The following is an 18,720-nucleotide window of genomic DNA, read 5'->3' on the forward strand; positions in this document are numbered from 1 at the left end:
ATAACAATTTACATATTAAGGGAAATATTTTCGCCAGTAGGAATCGGGAATTTGTAAACGTCGGCCAGGATAGATAAAATAGGAGAAAAGGGAAGGAAGGGTGATTGAAATGGATTTGAATAGCTGGTTTGAAAAAGCAATGCGGGTTGAAGACTACATAGACAGCATGAAAACTCATAAGGAAGGAATGCTTGAGATCTATGAAGAATTTGACTTATCGGAGCCCCAAATATCAAGCCTTGAAGAGGTAAAAGGGAAGCAGCTCCGTGTAATAGGCCTAACGGAGGATTGGTGCGGAGACGCCATGCTGAATAACCCTATACTTTTAAAGATTGCCGAGGCAGCGGATATGGAAGTACGCTTCCTTTTGCGTGATTCGAATCTTGAACTGATGGACCAATATCTGACAAATGGAACTTCCCGGGCAATCCCGATCTATATCTTTATTGATTCGGAAGGGAAGGAACATGCTGTTTGGGGTCCGCGCGCCCCGAAGGTACAGGATTTTGTAGACCGAGGAAGGGCCGAGTTGCCAGGTAAAGATGAACCTGAATACGAAGAAAAACAAAAAGCTTTTTACAGGAACCTTATGGAATCATACAGGACAGACAAAGGAATCTGGCAGACAGTTTCGGAAAGTATGATTCAAAAAATAATTTAATTATATTAAAAAAGCAGCTTTCGTCAATGAAGCTGCTTTTTTTCGTACAACAACTAGCTGAACGGATAGGAGCCGCCTGGAGGAATTCTGTCCTTTTTAATGTTTTTATCATTAATTTTTGGTTCGATACCCAAAATGAGATTGCGTATATTGGATCGATGCAGGTAGATAAGGAACAAAGTAAAACATCCGAACAAAAGACTATTTCCTGCTGTCGGGAAAATAAGAGAGAAAACCAGCAGGGAGAGGCCGACGGAAATAGAACCAAAAAATACATACTTTGTAACATATGTTATAAAAATGAACGAAAGGTATGCGATTAAAAACATTGGCACATTGGCCATAAGCAGGGCTCCAGCGGTGGTGGCTATCGCTTTTCCGCCCCGGAATCCGGCGAAAATGGGGAAACAATGCCCTAGGACAGCAACCATCCCCAGATAAAGAGGATCGATGCCCGTGGGAATAAAAGCCGGGAGGGAAGCTGCAAGCGCGCCTTTACCGGCGTCAACGGCAAGGACAAACAAAGCTGCTTTTTTTCCCATTACCCTAAGAGTATTGGTTGCCCCGGGATTATTGCTGCCATGTTCGCGAATATCAACTCCGTACATAAGCTTGCCCAAAATCAAGGCGGTTGGGATTGAACCGATTAAATAAGCCAGTAGAATTGCCAGCATGCCACCATTCCTTTTATCATTGTACTAGGTCAATATGGAATATATTGTATCATATTAAAGGATGATGTTCCTTTTGAAAATAAGGAACTTGTTTCTACTATTATATTCGCCACATTCTTGTCTACAACATTCATTTAATAGTAAGATAAAAAAATTCTGCCTTTTTTGTAGAAAATTGCATAGTATTTACGTCTATATAACTGGGATGGGAAAAAAGTTTTTTCTAGTTTTAATAGAGCATTTTAGGAATGGACTGCCGAAAGCCCTGTACATAGTTTAATTTGCTAAACCTTTAGATGAGGAGCATGGAAAAAGGGGGAACAAGGGTATGAAAAGAATAAAGTGGACCCAAGTATTGATTGGGATGGCTATGGCCACAGCAGCCTTGCTGGAGCTTGTTATTAAAAAAATAGGGAAAGCGGTAAGCAATGTTTAAGTATCTGTCTGTTCTGGCAGCCTTGTTATCGGTTTTATTGTTCTATTTAAAACCTCTGCCCTATTCAAATTGGTTTGCAGCAGCGGCTGCGATATTTGGTTTTGGCTATGGATTGATCAGCCTCCTGAAGGAGAAGGATAATTGGGGAAAGGCTTCAATTCGTTTAAATCTGCTGGCTATCCTGATTTTGGTCATGGGCCAATAATATAGTGTGGATGCCTGCCTAGGTGGAGGAATCAATTTGGGTACGGTGTTCGGCGTTAATTTTGCAAAAGAGGTGCCCCAAGGGTATGATAGGTATCGAATTCCTCCTTTAAATCCCATTGCGGATGAACATCCTATAGGTTATCATTGAAGATGGATAATGGATTTAAATGGGAAAAAGTACTTTTTGGAAATAGGGATGATATTTTATGATGAGAGCGCGGATTATTTATAATCCTACGTCAGGGAGGGAAATATTCAAGCGAAATTTGCCTGAAGTCCTGGAAAAGCTTGAAAGGGCGGGGTATGAAACTTCCTGCCATGCTACTACTGGTGAAGGGGACGCCACGAGGGCAGCGAAAATTGCTGCTGAGCGCCGCTACGATATTGTCATTGCTGCTGGAGGGGACGGAACGATTAACGAGGTAGTCAATGGCCTTGCCAATCAGGAATACCGTCCAAAGCTGGGTATTATTCCGATGGGCACAACCAATGACTTTGCCCGTGCGCTTCATATCCCAAGAGATATAGAAAGGGCCGTTGACATCATAGTCAAAGGCGGCCGCATTCCTGTCGATATCGGAAAAATCAATAACAGGTATTTTATAAATATTGCAGGCGGAGGGCGTATTACCGAGCTAACCTATGAGGTGCCAAGCAAGCTGAAGACGATGCTTGGACAGCTTGCGTACTACCTCAAAGGGGTGGAAATGCTTCCTTCAATCAAGGCCAGCCATGTTTGCATTGAATACGATGGAAAGCTATTTGAAGGGGAGGCGATGTTCTTTCTTGTCGGCCTGACCAATTCGATTGGCGGCTTCGAAAAGCTCGCGCCTGACGCCTCGCTTAATGACGGGATGTTCACGTTGATCATCCTTAAAAAGCTGAACCTTGCGGAGTTTATCCGAGTTGCCACCCTGGCAGTCCGGGGCGAGCATATCCATGATGAACATGTCATTTATACAAAGGCAAACAGGATAAAGGTTCATTCAAATGATAAGATGCAATTGAATCTTGATGGCGAGTTTGGAGGGCTTCTTCCAGCGGAATTTGAAAATCTGTACAGGCATTTTGAAGTGTTTGCGCCAATTGAAGATTTGCGCCCTGAGGATGTTCCAGCCGACTGGATTCCCGGAAAGAAATACAGCTGATAAGTGGTTCCGTCCTTTTGGGGCGGAGCTTTTTTTATTGGTTTTTCGTAAATCAGGCAATTAATGTTTTAGATCGCCTGAATGTGATATTCTTATTTGGAGTGTTGAAATACCGACAAAAAGGGAAATGGCGAAAATCCATTTTAATGGTACAATGGGATTGGTTCTTATTTTGCGAAACGAGGTGGCAAAATGGGTAGAAGGGCTTTGCTCAATATCGACTATACATATGATTTTGTCGCGGATGCCGGCGCGTTAACATGCGGTGAACCGGGACAGGCAATTGAAAAGAAAATAGTTGAGTTGACCGAAGAGTTCATCAGGAATGGGGACTATACTGTGTTTGCGATTGACGTCCATGACAAGGGCGACGAGTATCACCCGGAAACGAAGCTGTTTCCTCCGCACAATATAAGGGGGACAAGCGGGCGGGACTTGTTCGGGGATCTGCAAAATGTTTATGAAACGAATAAGCATCTGGAGAATGTGTACTATATCGATAAAACCAGGTATTCCGCTTTTGCAGGGACCGACCTTGAAATAAAATTGCGTGAACGCGGCATAACCGAAGTGCATCTTGTCGGGGTTTGTACCGATATTTGTATCCTTCATACCGCGGTCGATGCCTATAATAAAGGGTTTAAAATCGTTGTTCACAAGGAAGGTGTGGCGTCATTTAACCAGGCCGGCCATGAGTGGGCACTAGGGCATTTTACAGGAGTACTTGGGGCCGAAGTTAAATAGCACACATTTCACAAAGGGGTTAACGGAATGAAACACATATATAAAGATGACAGCTATGCCTTGCATACTGATTTATACCAGATCAATATGGTTGAAACTTATTGGAGGGATGGCCTCCACAACCGGAAAGCTGTGTTCGAGCTTTATTTCAGGAAACTTCCGTTTGGGAACGGCTATGCTGTGTTTGCCGGGCTGGAACGGATAATAGAATACGTAAAAGGCTTCCGATTCACGGAGGATGATCTCGACTACTTACGGAATGAAACAGGCTATGGCGAGGATTTCCTGGACTACCTGAAGGGTTTGCGTTTTACCGGGACCATTCGCGGGATGAAGGAAGGGGAGCTTGTTTTCGGCAACGAGCCAATCATTCGTGTTGATACTACCCTTGCGGAAGCACAGCTTCTCGAAACCGCCATGCTCAACATTGTGAATTACCAAACACTCATTGCCACAAAGGCATCGCGTATTAAACATGTCATTGGCAAGGAAGTGGCCATGGAATTCGGAACGAGAAGAGCCCACGAATTTGATGCGGCAATCTGGGGTACACGCGCAGCCTATCTTGCAGGATTCGATGCGACAAGCAATGTCCGTGCGGGCAAGAAGTTCCATATACCGGTAGCGGGCACACATGCCCATGCGATGGTCCAAGCATACCGGGATGATTATACCGCTTTTAAAAAATACGCCGAGACGCATAAGGATTGTACGTTCCTCGTGGACACGTACGATACCCTCCGTTCCGGAGTGCCCGCAGCCATTAAGGTCGCCAAGGAAATGGGAGACAAAATCAATTTCGTCGGCATCCGCCTTGACAGCGGCGACCTTGCTTATTTGTCCAAAGAGGCTCGGAAGCTGCTCGACGATGCAGGCTACAAGGATGCCAAGATTGTTGCTTCCAGCGATTTGGACGAGTATACGATCCTCCATTTAAAGGCACAGGATGCGAAAATCGACAGCTGGGGCGTTGGCACAAAGCTGATAACAGCATTTGAACAGGCCGCACTTGGAGCTGTCTATAAAATCGTATCCATTGAAGACGAAAACGGAAAAATGAATGATACAATCAAGATTTCCTCCAATCCGGAAAAGGTGACAACACCAGGATTGAAACGGGTCTATAGAATCATTAACAATCGTACTGGCTTTTCCGAAGGGGATTACATCACGCTAGAGACCGAGAATCCCCAGGAAGAAAAGCGGATTAAGATGTTCCATCCAACCCATACGTATATCAGCAAATACGTATCGAATTTTACGGCAAGGGAGATTCACGAGGATATTTTCGTTGGCGGCGAGCTTGTTTACGAGGTGCCATGCTTAGAAGAATCACGTGAGTTTCTGAAGAAAAACCTGTCCGAGATATGGGATGAGTACAAGCGGACGGCGAACCCGGAAGAATATCCGGTCGATTTAAGCCAGAAGTGCTGGAATAACAAAATGCGCAACATCGAAGAAGTGAAGGAAAAGGTTACGGCAATGTTCAAAAAAGAATAAAGGGATTGTGGGGCCGGAATTGGTCAGGCGATCTTTGGTGGCGTCCGGTTTTGCCGGGCGCCTTTTTGAATGGATTTTTTAAAAGAAATCTTTAATTAAAAGATAGAGTATTGCCGCGATAATCAGGAAGAGCATACAGCCTGGATTGCCAAATTTGATTCGGTCCTGGTTTTTTCGGTCTGGGTACATGTGGGCGAAGCACCTCCTGGGTATTTTATAAAACAAATATATAACGCTGGGACATTTCATTCTGGCATAAAAATGCGCTAAATCGCCTTCTGACAGGTTTTCAGGATTTCGTGCACATAGAGTCAGAAGTACCCTCGACTTCTGACAGCTTTCTAGGATTTCGAGCGTATCGAGTCAGAAGTACCCTCGACTTCTGACAGCTTTTCAGGATTTCGAGCACATCGAGTCAGAAGTTGCCCCGACTTCTGACAGCTTTTCAGGATTTCGTGCGTATCGAGTCAGAAGTTCCCCACATGATTCTATAGAAACCTCATAAAAAAACATCCGCCCATTCGAAGCAAAATAGGTTCGCAAAAATATGGCTATTCCATTAGAATAGAGTCAAATTAATCCAAGTATTAGCTAGTACGGGGAAAGCAGTAATAGGATAGGGGGATTTCCTTTGGCAAAAATAAGCTCCAAAAAGGTAAACATGATCAATGGCGGGCAGCTACTACTTAGGGAAGCGTCCCCTACAGATGCGGAAGCGGTCCTAGCATATACGAAAGAAATCCTGGCTGATTCTCCATATTTAATGACAACATCAGAAGAATTTAACCAGACGGCAAGCCAGCAGCAGGAGTGGCTCATTCGGATGGCGGAATACCCGAATAAGCTTGTAATTGTTGCGGAATCAAGCGGAATGATTATCGGATTTCTAGATTTTCATAATGGAAACAGAGTCCGGAACATGCATCAAGGGGCATTCGGGATGAGTGTGAAAAGGGAATACCGGAACAAGGGAATCGGTAGCGCTCTCCTCGATGCTCTTTTGGAATGGGCAGAGGGCAACCCCTCCATCGAAAAAGTCACCCTTGAAGTTTTTTCTGAAAACGTTAATGCCATCGCCCTGTATAAAAAAATGGGCTTCGAAATGGAAGGGATCAAGAGAAAGGCTGCCAAGACGGATGCCGGCTACCATAATCTTTTCCTGATGGCGAAGTTTGTGTAAATCGCTTAAAACAAAAAAACTTCAGACGAGTACAGTCTGAAGCCAAAAATCATTCGGGATTTTTTAAATCATATTGCAAGTGTTCCGACAGATAAGGGTTCTGTCCTTGTATATAGACATTTGCAGAGTAATAATCCTCAGGTGCTTCAAACCGGGTTACCGTTGTTAAGTGAAGGCCCACGATATCCTTAAGCAATCCGGGCTGTTTCCATGGAACCGAATAGTATAAGGACGGAGAAGAGTTCGTTTGGAAAAAGGGGAAAGCGTTGTTGTTTCCCATAGGTTGATCTGAAGGACGGATCACTTTAAACTCCCGCTTAATTTTTTCCGGACCGATGGTTGATGCGGTCCACCATACTTGCTTTGCGTAATTCTCAAACACTGGACCTTCAGGTGCCAACTGGATTTCAATCCCCATTGGTTTGATTGGGCCCGCGACATAATCAAAATGATGCTCTGTAATCAAGGTGAAATTCCTGTCTCCTTCATGCAATAGCTTCAAGCTAATCCTTTCAAGACTTGAGAACTTTGGCAAAAAAGAAGTTGAATATGATTTTAGAAGAGATTCATATTCATTTTTTGTGAGGTTATCACTTCGGTCTAAATCATTGATTTCTCTGTAAATATCTATTTCAGAGACAATCTCTCCATCAATCCCCAGTAATGCAGTTCGTTCCGCATTGGCCATATAGCTGATTGCTATTTTGGAAAAGCCAAGCTGCTCCAGATGCCGCAAGTCACGTTCTGATGTCGGTGCATTCGGGTTTTCAAACTTTTTGATATCGGTGATAACCACAGCCTGGGATGTGTAATCCAGATAGGCGGCACCTGTATAAATAAACAAAAGAATTGTCAGCGCACTTGCCAGGCGAAGAAAAGAAAGTCTATTTCTCAGTTCTTCTCCTCCTTTACAGATATTAATAGTATACTATTACCAATATTATACATTGAGGACGGATTACGCGATAGGGGGAATAAGCGTGGGCTTTGGGACAATGATTGTTGGATTCTTTTTCATATTCTTTAATTTTAATCTTGGGCCGGTAAACATCTTCCCGGATTTGGTTGGTTATATTCTTCTTTGTATAGGAGGGGACCGGCTTGCTGGGCGTATCGATAATAAACATTTTCATGTTCTGGGCAAAACCGCACTGTTGTTAATTGCGATGTCGGTACTTGATCTGTTTGTTAAAAACTCATCTATCCTGAATGGGGCAATAAATGCCGCGAATACGATTGAAGGAAAACTGTATATTGGGATAACCTCGCTGCTCACAATAGGCTTGTCTGTATTCTTTTTTTACAACCTTTCAACAGGAATTAGTGAGGAAGCAAGTAAACACGGAAATTCCGAATTGGCGGAGAGGGCTTTAAAAACGAACAAGTTATATATGATTTACCAGGCAGCAGGGGCTATTATATTAATGGCAGGACTCGTCTTTATGGGTGAGACTGTTCATTTTGAGCTTGGTGGAGAGGGCTTCCTCCTCTTTGCTGGATTGATGGCCATTTTTCTATATCTATTCCTAAAAGTCAGGAAAATGCTGAAGATAGCCAAGGAAACCTTTGATAGCGCCTTATCGGACAATCAGTAAAAAACCAGCTTTTTTCGCAATCGTTTCATCGTTATGATAAAATCCTTTTATTACTAAGAGCGAGGGCGAAACAATGACAAAATCAATTCCAGTTCAAAAAAATGAAGTGATAGATGTGCGTTTTGAAGACCTGACCCATGACGGTGCGGGGGTAGCCAAGGTGGACGGATTTCCACTATTCGTCTCAGGAGCCCTGCCGGAAGAATCGGGAAAAATAAGGATTATTAAAACACAAAAAAACTATGCAATCGGGAAACTGATTGAAATCACCGAAAAGAGCCCTTATCGGGTTGAGATTCCAGCTGGCGAAACACATAAATACGGGGGATGCCAGCTGGAGCATATGTCCTATGAAGGCCAGCTGAAGTATAAAGAAAACCAGGTAAGGCAGGTGCTGACACGGATTGGCAAGCTTGAAGATGTGGTTGTCCATTCAGTACTCGGCATGGAAGAGCCGTGGCATTACCGGAACAAGGCTCAGGTCCCGGTCGGCGAAAAGGATGGAAAGCTGATTGCGGGCTTTTTTAAACCGAGGAGCCATGAGATTGTGGATACGGATGAGAGCTTGATCCAGCTTCCCGAGGTCAATGAAGCAATCAATGTGGTAAAGGAAACTTGCAGCCGGCTTGGCATCGAGGCATATAACGAGCAAACCCATAAAGGCGTTCTCCGCCATATTATGGCCCGCTATGGCAAGAAAACTGAGGAACTGATGGTTGTGCTTGTTACAAGAACCTTGGAGCTCCCTCATAAAAACAAGATTATTGAAGAAATTACCGCCAGGCTTCCGAAGGTAAAATCAATAGTCCACAACGTCAATTCGATGCGGACGAATGTCATCATGGGACCGCAAACAACGGTTATTTGGGGAAATGAATTTATTTATGATTATATAGGTGATGTGAAATTCGCAATTTCAGCCATGTCCTTTTACCAGGTCAATCCTGACCAAACAAAGGTGCTGTATGAAAAGGCGTTGGAATATGCAGGGCTGACCGGCGGCGAAACGGTCATTGACGCCTATTGCGGAATTGGGACCATCTCGCTATTCCTCGCACAAAAGGCAGGCCGGGTTTTCGGAGTCGAAGTTGTTCCACAGGCTATTGAAGATGCTAAGCGGAATGCGGAGTTGAACGGAATTACAAATGCGGAATTCGAAGCGGGCGAAGCCGAAGTTGTTATCCCAAAATGGTATAAGGAAGGCAACATGGCGGATGTTCTTGTTGTCGACCCGCCGCGCAAAGGCTGTGACGAAGCTTTACTAAGGACAATTATTGAGATGAAGCCAAAGAAAGTGGTCTATGTCTCCTGTAACCCAGGAACACTCGCTCGCGACCTTCGGATCCTTGAGGACGGGGGATACAAGACGGTGGAAGTCCAGCCAGTGGATATGTTCCCGCAGACGACACATGTGGAGTGCGTAACACAATTGATACTAAAATAAATACGAATAATCACAAAAGTGCCTGTAACTAACCTTTCTAGTCGAATTTTCGACAAATATCGGGGAGTGACAGGCACTTTCTTTAATAATGGTCGATGTTTCCTGAGAGATTTAAAAAATTTAATAACCCTTAAATAATGGCTTCTTCTTAGTTAGGTAGAAAACTTTGGGAATTCACTAAGTATTTCGACATATAAATTAAATTTTTTGGTATATTTTAGTTATAAAGTTGCCTACTTAAAGAAATTTAGAGAACAATTAAAAAAGGGGGATTACTTTGAATACTCCACAACAAACAGAGTCAATCAAAAACTTATTCGAGAACATTGAAAAGGGAAACATAGTTTTACCGGAATTTCAGAGAGATTTCGTTTGGGAAGTAAAAAAATCAATTGAGCTTTTTGATTCATTGGTTAGGGATATTTTTATAGGGTCGATTATTTACGGAAAACCGACCTTTGAAATTACTGTTAGAGAAATGGATACTAGGCCACGCAAAGGAGAAGGGAGTCGTAAAAAATTACAAATTACTTCTTATGACGAAGAAGAGATAAATCTAAAATCGCAAATTGCAAATTTCCGCCTGATATTAGATGGTCAGCAAAGAGCAACATCGATTTATAGAGCATTAAAAGGTATTGACGAAATCTGGTATATTGGAAAAAATGATGAGGAGTTAACGGATACAGTACAAAAAAAGGAGTATAAAAATAGAAGCCTTGAGGAGATGCTGTTTGAATTTTCTCTCCAAGAAGACGAGAGTAGAATTTCAATAAGGTTATCTGAGGCTTATGAAATTTCTAATGGCGATATGTTAGATGAGGATATAAAAGAAAAGTATTTTGATAAATTATCTTTCTTAGCTGGAATGGATGCTTTAGAAATTAGAGAAAATTTTAGAAGGTATAAAACACTTTGTACAAAATTAGGAGAACTATTTAAAAGCGATTTATTGTTATCTTATTATTTGTTAAATATGGACAATGAAAAATTTGCTTTATTTTTCGAACGTAGTAACAGTAAGGGAATACAATTGAATTTTATAGATATATTGGCAGCTAAATTATATAAGGGATTTAACCTTAGAGATAAAATAGATGAATTAGGTGCCCTTTTTCCAAATTATAATTTTGATAGGGAAATTATAGTTCGAACAATTTCCTATATAGTCAGCAATGGTAAAGATATTGATAGAAACTTTATTTTAACCAACTTGAATTATGAACATTTTAATAAGTATTGGGATGAAATTTGTAGCCTTTATAACCAGGTGTTAGATTTTCTATTTAATGAAAATTTGATAATATCCCAGAATTGGATGCCGTATGAAAATATGGTTATACCACTAATGATTTTTTTAAGAGAGTCGAATCAAAAGGACTTTTCTCAAATGAATGAATCTCAATATGAATTCTTAAAATATTGGTATTGGGCATCGATTCTTTCTCAAAGATACTCATCTGGTTCTAACGAAGCAATTTTACAAGACTCAATGATATTTAAAAGCATAGCAAGTAATGAAAGGATAACTGACAGAGTATTTTTTACCCGGCTAAAACTACAAATAGATTCATATGAGGACATCTTATCATATTCTAAAAAGGTTAACGTCATCTATAAAGGGATTTTAAACTTGATAAACTTTAATGCAAAGGGGCTATCCGATTGGAACAACTCAAGTAAGTTATCAAAAAATAAAAAATTAGAGGACCACCATATTTTTCCGAAGGAATATGTAAAACAACAATTTAAAAATGATGAACAAGCAATTTCATTAATTGATTGTGTTGCAAATAGAACTCTGATTCCTAAAATAACCAATATTAAGGTTGGCAAAAAGGCCCCATCTAAATATATGTCAGAAATAAAAGATTCAAATTATAACTTTGAAAAAACCCTCATTGAACATTTAGTTCCTGTAGAAATAATAGAGGGCTTATATGATGAGTTTTATTACGAATTTATTGACGAGCGAGCTAAATCAATATTTAACTTGATAAAAAATAATGTAATTGATAAGGAGAAATCAATAATAGAGCAATATTATCAGCAACCAAAAATAAAAGGGAAAGGGAATATTAAAATTTTTGCCACTTACCATAAAAGAAAATTAGAGGCTACACTTGATTTTGATTCACAAAAAGTTCTTTTACTAGGAGAAAGTCATTCTATATCATCCGCAGCAGATAAAGCGAAGCACACTTTAACCGGAAAAAGTGATACTTCAACAAATGGGTGGAAATTTTGGAAATACATTGATGAAAATGGGAAAGAGAAATTTATTGATAATTTAAGGAAGAGAACATTCTAATGCATTAAACTTAATTAACGAAGTGGAATTTAAAAATGGAAAAACGCTAATATATACAAATCTAAAGCGGCGGGGTCTACCCCCAATGTCAACAGGCTTATCAGAAAGCCGAGATTGCATTCCCTAATTAAACTAATGCTTGCTAATATTCAAAAAATTATTTTTGACAAAAAAATAGAAGAATTGAAGATCAAGGTTCAATAGCCTTGATATGGAGGGAATATGGCATTTTGTTCAAGCTGCGGTGCCAAATTAGAGGATGGTGCAAGGTTCTGCTCTAACTGTGGCACACAAACGCAACAGTCAAATTATAAATATAAACGAACAGAAGAGTATGCAGGAAAAATAATTAAATGCCCGGCGTGTGGTGCTGAGTTACCGAGTTTCACCGCTGTATGCCCAGGTTGTGGGCATGAAATTAATTCATCCAAGGTTTCTGATTCATTAAAATCGTTTATTGCACAAATTGATGATTGTGATAGGCGTATTACAAATAGTCCAGAGGTTTCTAAAAAAGGATGGTCAACCTGGGGTACGGGAAAAAAGATAGGATGGGTTATACTAAATTATTTCCTTGTCTGTATCCCACTAATGATTTATTTGATAATACCATTATTTCGAATAGACAATGTGCCTGCATTAACTAATGAGGAGAAACACAAGGCGACAATTATTGAGAATTTTCCATTCCCTAATGACAGAGGTTCAATATTAGATGCATTAATGTTCATTAAATCAAAAGTTTCCTTTTTAGTAACAAAAAAAGCAAATGTAAATAATGCATATTGGACGGGACTTTGGATGAAAAAGGCAGAGGATTTATATCAGAAAGCAGAATTGATGTTCCCTGGTGATCAGATTGCCAGTGGAGCATATAAAGATATAGTTAATAATAGTGCAAAGGTTAAGAAAAAATTGAAAATCCGTTTGCTAATAAAGGTTGCAATAACAGTTGCGGTTATTATATTTATTGGAAATCTAGTGGCAAATAATAAATAAATCAAATTTAAATTTCAATAAAGATGCACAATCTGAAACACAGAAAGGAGAATAGTCATGGGGTTATTTAGCAAGCTAAAGGCGGGCGGATTTATGGACGTAATTCGTTGTGACGAACCTTCGTATTTAATTTGGAAATGGCATCCACACGGTTCAAAGCAAGGCGAAAACAATAGAGAAAATGCTATCAGATGGGGCTCATCTCTTCGTGTCAAAGATGGTGAAATTGCTGTATTCGTTTATAATCAAGAGAATGAAATTATGCAAGATTTCATTGAGGGACCGTATGATCAGATTCTTGAAACTGAAAACCTTCCTGTTTTGGCGAGTATTGTCGGTTTGGCTTACAAAGGAGAAACTCCATTTCAGGCAGAGGTCTATTTTATCAATCTTGCCAGGGTTATTCAGATTCCATTTGCAGTACCGTTCTTTGAATTATATGATCCAAGGTTCTTGGATTTTGGTGTGCCAACAGCAGTAAGAGGAAAGATTACTTTTAACATTGCTGACTATAGTGAATTTATTAAACTTCATAGATTAAGCAGCTTTGATTTAAATGCTTTCCAAACACAGATCAGAGATGCTGTTGCACGTTATGTCAAAGGCATTGTGGCAAATGTCCCTGCAGAAAAGAATATTCCGGTCGTACAGATAGAACGAGAAATTCCGAAAATCAACGAGCTTGTTGAAGCTAGTATTAGAGACCGTTTCGAGAAAGACTTTGGCGTAAACATCACAGCGGTTGATATTAATTCTATAGAAGTTGATAAGACTAGCGAGGGATTCGTTCAACTGAAGAAAGTAACGCAGGATGTTACCATTGCAACTGCACAGGCACAGACAGAAGTCAATATTAAGATTCTACAAGATATGCAGAGAATTAACGCAGAGAATATGGAAGAAACCATGAGAATCCAAAGAGAAGAAGCACAGTATGCTCAGCGTAAACAGACTCAAGGCGCAAATTTTGTAGCATATCAGTTTGAACAGCAAGCTGCAGTTGGCATTGCTGGTGCTAATGCTATTGGACAAATGGGGGTAAACGGTGCTACAGGAATGACTGACGGTGGCAGTATGAATCCGGCTGCAATGATGACAGGTATGGCAATGGGTGGCGTTATTGGTCAGAATATGGCCGGTATGATGAATAATATGATGGGAGGCGTTCAACGTGCTAATCCAGTAACAACCCCCCCTCCAGTCATTCTAACTGCGTACCATGTAGCAGTTAACGGGCAGGCTACAGGACCTTTTGATATTGCTACCATGACACAAATGGCTACTTTAGGAACTCTTACAAAGAGTAGTCTTGTATGGAAACAAGGAATGGCAGGCTGGGTTACTGCAGAAACGGTTCAGGAGTTGCAGACTATATTTGGAGGAACTTTACCACCTATTCCACCAGTACCGCCAACTTTATAAGGAGTTGCAGTGATGGCGAAAATCATTTTTACTCTATGGATAAACTTGCGAATTTGATAACGCGGGTGTACGAAAAAATTAGTTTAAGGTAAACAACGCTACATCAATATTTATCTGTGACCACCACTCAAGCCATGTGGAAGCGGTCGCGAAAATAGTATTGAAAGAAGGCAACTAACCAGTGTGTATGATAGTTGCCTTTTTATGTAACTTATAAGGTTATTACTCAGCTCTCCAATCATTTTATAGAGTAATGGATGACAAGTGGTTTCAACCCGGAAATAAATTAGTACAATCTGTAGAATTGTGTTTGGATAAATTATACAATTGAATACAGATATTTATATTTAGTACTTTAAAAACCATCGAGGTGTCAATGAATATGGTGAATACTTCGTTTGTGATTTAATCTGCAATTGGAAAATTAAAAAGGTATCTACCTCAATGGAACGAGAAACTAAAAAATATTTTTTAAAATCTAACAGTGATGAATATATCTTTCAATGGATACTGTGTGAAAAATAATAAACCTACGAATACAGTAACCAACTGTACATAATAATACGGATTGGGGAAGAAGAGAGATGTTATTAAAAGAAGTTAAAATATTTAATTACAAGAAGTTTGAGGATTTCTCCTTAGAATTTGATAATAACTACTCAATTATGATAGGAAACAACGGCGCTGGAAAATCGACATTATTAGAAGCAATTCACTTAGCCTTATCAGGGACAATAAATGGGAAACCAATCTTTTATGAATTATCCCCCTACATATTTAATAGAAAAGTAGTAAACCAATTTATCGAGGAAGTAAAAGTTGATAATAAGATTACCCCTCCAGAAACAAAAATAGAATTGTACTTTCCGGTTTCGGAAGATTCTGACCTTAATGAATTAATGGGTTTAGAGAATAGCAAGAATATAAATGTACCGGGGTTCGTATTTTCTATTAAATTTAATGAGCATTATCGTGAGGAGTATCAAGAATATATTAAGAACGAAAATTTTATACATATCCCTACTGAGTACTATACAGTCGAATGGAAAAGTTTTGCAGGGACGACGATTACTACAAGATCAATTCCAATAAAATCTCACCTGATTGATTCAACCACGACAAGTCTCGCTGCTAGTTCTCAAAAATATATTATGAAGATTATTTCAGATGTCTTAGATGAAAAGCAAAAGGCTAATCTGGCTGTTCTATACAGAAGTTATAAGGAGAAATTTGGTGAAGATCCTAACATTGCTTCCATAAATGAAGTATTAAACCAGAAGAAAAATCTTATGTTAGACGATACTAGGAATTTATCGATATCGTTAGATGTGACTCAAAAGGCGACATGGGAATCTGCCATTGCTGCTTTCATGGACAATATCCCTTTCGATTATATCGGTAAAGGAGAACAGAATGTTATAAAGACTACCCTGTCCATTGGAAATAGGAAGCCTGAAAGAAACTTAATCCTTATTGAAGAACCAGAGAGTCATCTTTCTTTTTCAAACATGAGGATTTTATTAGATAAGATCATATCGGAATGTTCTGATCAACAATTAATTATTACTACCCATAGTTCATATGTGTTAAATAAGATGGCGATGGAAAAAGTTATTCTTCTAGGTGAGAACAGAAGTGGGAAGTTAAATCAATTGCCAAAGGATACAAGAGACTATTTCCAAAAGCTACCGAATTATGACACTCTGAGATTTATATTGTCTAAAAAGGTAATATTAGTCGAAGGCCCAGCAGACGATTTAATCATTCAAAAAGCTTATCATCAAAAGTATAATAAACTTCCGTTAGAAGATGGGATAGATGTAATTACAGTAAACGGGCTATCTTTTAAAAGATTTTTAGATATAGCTAAGCTATTAAATATAAATACTGTAGTAGTTACAGATAACGATTCTGATTATGAAAACAATATCAACAGCAAGTATAGGGACTATTTGGGAGGTACTATTAAGTTGTGTTTTAGCACAAATAATGAGCTAAATACACTAGAACCACAGGTATTAAAATGTGATGCTGGTAATTTTGAGAAATTAAAAACAATACTAGGAAAGCCTGACAAAACTGAAAAAGATTTGCTAGAGTATATGCTTAAAAACAAAACAGATTGGGCGTTAAAGGTATTTCTAAACAGCGAAATACAACTAAATTTTCCGGAGTATATAAACGATGCCATCCAATAAAAGAATTGTTAAAGCTGCTGCCGGTACTGGAAAGACTACATTATTAATAGGTGAAGCAGTAAAGAACTATCCAGAAGGCAAGGTACTATACCTCACATATACGAATGCAAATTTAAACTCTATGAAATCTGACCTTATGGAGTCAGTGGGAATAATACCTACGAACATAAAATGTAAGACATGGACGGAGTTTTTGCTTAATGAATGCGCTAGGCCATATAGAAAGGTTCTAGGGGGACCTGAAATAAGAGGAGTCAATTTTTGTTCGTTAGGAGAAATTCCACGCTTGAAAGGTATAACAGCTACTAACTGGAGATATTACTATGATTTCCAAGGAAGGCTTTTTTATGAAAGGTTGGCGCAACTTTGCCATGTAATCTTAGAGGCTTCTCGTAGTGTAATCATTGATAGGCTTGAAAAAATCTATTCTACACTTCTTATCGATGAGGTTCAAGATATGGGGGGATACGATTTAAAAATAATCGAGGCTATCTACCAATCTAACCTAAATCTTGTAGTAGTAGGAGACCATCGACAGGCAACGTATTCAACAAATTCCGGTCCGTTTCTCAGCAGATATAGAGGAGTTAATATCTTTAATTTCTTTACCGAAATATTAAGGCATGACAACCTTGAAAGCTTAGATGTCTGCCACCGTTGTCCACAAATAGTTTGTGATCTAGCAAACACATTATATGATGACCTTAATATGCAATCAGCAAAGGAAGTTGAAGATGAAGATGTAGGTACATACTTGGTTAGTATGGAAAATGTAAATGAGTTTATAAATAGTTTTAAGCCAACGGTTCTTTACTATGATATTAGAGCGTTTAGGAAGTTTAGCTCTCAGATAGATGATGCTCTGGCTTTTGAAGCTATAACGTTCGGTAAATCTAAAGGATTAAGCTTCGATAATGTTTTAATTATTCCAACCAAGGAAATGGAGAGTCACATTGTTACAGGTCGACACAAAATGTCTGATCCAGTAATAGCTCAGTTCTATGTAGCAGTTACAAGAAGTAGGAATAATGTTGCAATCCTTACGGAAAAAACTAGTGTTTTTGACTTTATGAAGACATGGACAATTATCCGTCAACAGCAAGAGGTTACAAGCAAATAATAATATTGTAAAAGAAGGTGTAGTATTATATGACACAAGAAAAAAGACCTTTAAGCCATGTTGTGATTAGAAATCTAATGCTAGAGACTCTAGGTACTGAAATTTTTAAGCAGCATGGTTATAGAGCAAGGCAAAGTAATTTATTCACTGAAATGGAAAAATTGGCAATAGATAAAGGTTTATTAGAGAAAAAGGTAAATATTCCTGAATATGCTTGGGGAGCAGATAGTCACTTATTATATAGTGGCCATAACACAAATTTTACTCCTGAAGAAATTCAGACACTTTATGCAGTTTTTTGGACACTGCTTAATCAACAGGTAATAGCACCTGGAGCATATGGCGAAAGTCCAAATTTACCCCAATTTCATGTTACTAGGCATGGATTAGAATGTATAAGTGCAAATGAAGTATTACCTTATGATATAGATGGATACTTATCAAAAGTTAGATCAATTCCTAATCTGAATGAATGGGTTAAGACATACATGACAGAAGCAGTAAAGTGTTTTAATGCAAATTGTAACCATGCTGCAACAATAATGATAGGACTTGCTGCAGAGAAGTTGACACTTGATTTGATTGATGGATTTAAAGATTACCTTAAGAATAACCAAGCAAAGTTTAATGTAAAAGGAACTATTAATCTTAACGGCAATACAGTAGATGTTGCATTTGAAGATGAGATAAATGGTGTGTGGAAAATATCAGAGCAGTACAGAATTTTTAATGATTATTATGATGGTGTAAGTAGGCACCCCCAAGCGATTAAAGAGGTAATGGATATGAGTTCAAGAAAGGTGTTTCATGAGTTTGCTAGAATGACCAGGAATGAAGTGAGTCATCCTAATGATTTAGAAAAAGACAATACAGAAACCCTCCTTTTATTCATCAGTTTTACTAAATACGCGGGAATTTTAACTACTTTAACAAACTCATTTAAAACAACCACCTTATGATTTCAGTGTTAAATAAGGATATTCGAACGCTCGAACGCTACACTGACTGACATCTAAAAATAAAAAAGAATAATGAAACTAAAGGTGACAATTGCATTGGAAATAAGTATTACAATGCTGTC

16 protein-coding genes are annotated in these 18,720 nt (G+C 39.1%); 14 read left to right on the forward strand and 2 right to left on the reverse strand.

The features are described from left to right. Window positions 1-109 precede the first annotated feature (109 nt). Window positions 110-661, forward strand: coding sequence for a thioredoxin family protein (locus tag AR337_RS12090; protein WP_059172732.1), 552 nt, complete (start codon window positions 110-112; stop codon window positions 659-661). A gap of 53 nt (window positions 662-714) precedes the next feature. Here AR337_RS12090 and plsY read toward each other — a convergent pair whose 3' ends face one another. Beyond that, a complete protein-coding gene (gene plsY, locus AR337_RS12095) occupies window positions 715-1,335 on the reverse strand; it encodes a glycerol-3-phosphate 1-O-acyltransferase PlsY (protein WP_059172286.1) in 621 nt (206 codons plus the stop codon). A gap of 428 nt (window positions 1,336-1,763) precedes the next feature. On the opposite strand from plsY, the gene AR337_RS12100 reads away from it, so the two are divergent. The 5 genes from AR337_RS12100 to AR337_RS12120 all read left to right on the forward strand — a co-directional run bounded on the left by AR337_RS12100 (window position 1,764) and on the right by AR337_RS12120 (window position 6,550). Continuing rightward, window positions 1,764-1,976, forward strand: coding sequence for a hypothetical protein (locus AR337_RS12100; RefSeq protein WP_059172287.1), 213 nt, complete (start codon window positions 1,764-1,766; stop codon window positions 1,974-1,976). 208 nt (window positions 1,977-2,184) lie between these two features. After that, window positions 2,185-3,126: a diacylglycerol kinase gene (locus AR337_RS12105; RefSeq protein WP_059172288.1), complete on the forward strand. Its 942-nt coding sequence runs from the start codon at window positions 2,185-2,187 to the stop codon at window positions 3,124-3,126. Window positions 3,127-3,318: 192 nt separating this feature from the next. Continuing rightward, the gene (locus tag AR337_RS12110; RefSeq protein ID WP_059172289.1) at window positions 3,319-3,870 is read left to right on the forward strand and encodes a cysteine hydrolase family protein; all 552 of its coding nucleotides are present in this window, start codon (window positions 3,319-3,321) and stop codon (window positions 3,868-3,870) included. 27 nt (window positions 3,871-3,897) lie between these two features. Next, window positions 3,898-5,370: a nicotinate phosphoribosyltransferase gene (locus AR337_RS12115; RefSeq protein ID WP_059172290.1), complete on the forward strand. Its 1,473-nt coding sequence runs from the start codon at window positions 3,898-3,900 to the stop codon at window positions 5,368-5,370. A 631-nt stretch (window positions 5,371-6,001) separates the two neighbouring features. Beyond that, the gene (locus AR337_RS12120) at window positions 6,002-6,550 is read left to right on the forward strand and encodes a GNAT family N-acetyltransferase (RefSeq protein ID WP_253701665.1); all 549 of its coding nucleotides are present in this window, start codon (window positions 6,002-6,004) and stop codon (window positions 6,548-6,550) included. A 49-nt stretch (window positions 6,551-6,599) separates the two neighbouring features. Here the strand turns inward: AR337_RS12120 and AR337_RS12125 are convergent, their stop codons facing one another. After that, window positions 6,600-7,394, reverse strand: a complete 795-nt coding sequence (locus AR337_RS12125) for a hypothetical protein (RefSeq protein WP_059172291.1) — start codon at window positions 7,392-7,394, stop codon at window positions 6,600-6,602. A gap of 136 nt (window positions 7,395-7,530) precedes the next feature. Here AR337_RS12125 and AR337_RS12130 point away from each other — a divergent pair, with 136 nt between their 5' ends. The 8 genes from AR337_RS12130 (at window position 7,531) to AR337_RS12165 (ending at window position 18,598) form a co-directional block, all read left to right on the forward strand. Further along, entirely contained in the window at window positions 7,531-8,145 is a 615-nt protein-coding gene (locus AR337_RS12130; RefSeq protein ID WP_059172292.1) for a hypothetical protein, read from the forward strand. Window positions 8,146-8,218: 73 nt separating this feature from the next. Then, entirely contained in the window at window positions 8,219-9,589 is a 1,371-nt protein-coding gene (gene rlmD / locus AR337_RS12135) for a 23S rRNA (uracil(1939)-C(5))-methyltransferase RlmD (protein ID WP_059172293.1), read from the forward strand. Between the two features lie 277 nt (window positions 9,590-9,866). Beyond that, window positions 9,867-11,900 carry a DUF262 domain-containing protein gene (locus AR337_RS12140; RefSeq protein WP_059172294.1) on the forward strand — a complete coding sequence of 678 codons (2,034 nt, stop codon included), beginning with the start codon at window positions 9,867-9,869 and terminating at the stop codon, window positions 11,898-11,900. Between the two features lie 222 nt (window positions 11,901-12,122). Beyond that, entirely contained in the window at window positions 12,123-12,899 is a 777-nt protein-coding gene (locus tag AR337_RS12145) for a zinc ribbon domain-containing protein (RefSeq protein WP_059172295.1), read from the forward strand. A gap of 57 nt (window positions 12,900-12,956) precedes the next feature. Next, complete coding sequence (locus AR337_RS12150; RefSeq protein WP_059172296.1) at window positions 12,957-14,321, forward strand: SPFH domain-containing protein; 1,365 nt, start codon at window positions 12,957-12,959, stop codon at window positions 14,319-14,321. 584 nt (window positions 14,322-14,905) lie between these two features. Beyond that, window positions 14,906-16,519: an ATP-dependent endonuclease gene (locus tag AR337_RS12155; RefSeq protein ID WP_059172297.1), complete on the forward strand. Its 1,614-nt coding sequence runs from the start codon at window positions 14,906-14,908 to the stop codon at window positions 16,517-16,519. Then, on the forward strand, window positions 16,506-17,639 hold the full coding sequence (locus tag AR337_RS12160; RefSeq protein ID WP_059172298.1) for a UvrD-helicase domain-containing protein: 1,134 nt from the start codon (window positions 16,506-16,508) through the stop codon (window positions 17,637-17,639). The genes AR337_RS12155 and AR337_RS12160 overlap by 14 nt, the downstream gene beginning before the upstream one ends. A 29-nt stretch (window positions 17,640-17,668) precedes the next feature. Beyond that, complete coding sequence (locus AR337_RS12165) at window positions 17,669-18,598, forward strand: hypothetical protein (protein WP_059172299.1); 930 nt, start codon at window positions 17,669-17,671, stop codon at window positions 18,596-18,598. Window positions 18,599-18,720: the final 122 nt, after the last annotated feature.

Source organism: Bacillus sp. FJAT-27445, from assembly GCF_001510665.1.
GTDB lineage: Bacteria > Bacillota > Bacilli > Bacillales > Cytobacillaceae > Bacillus_D.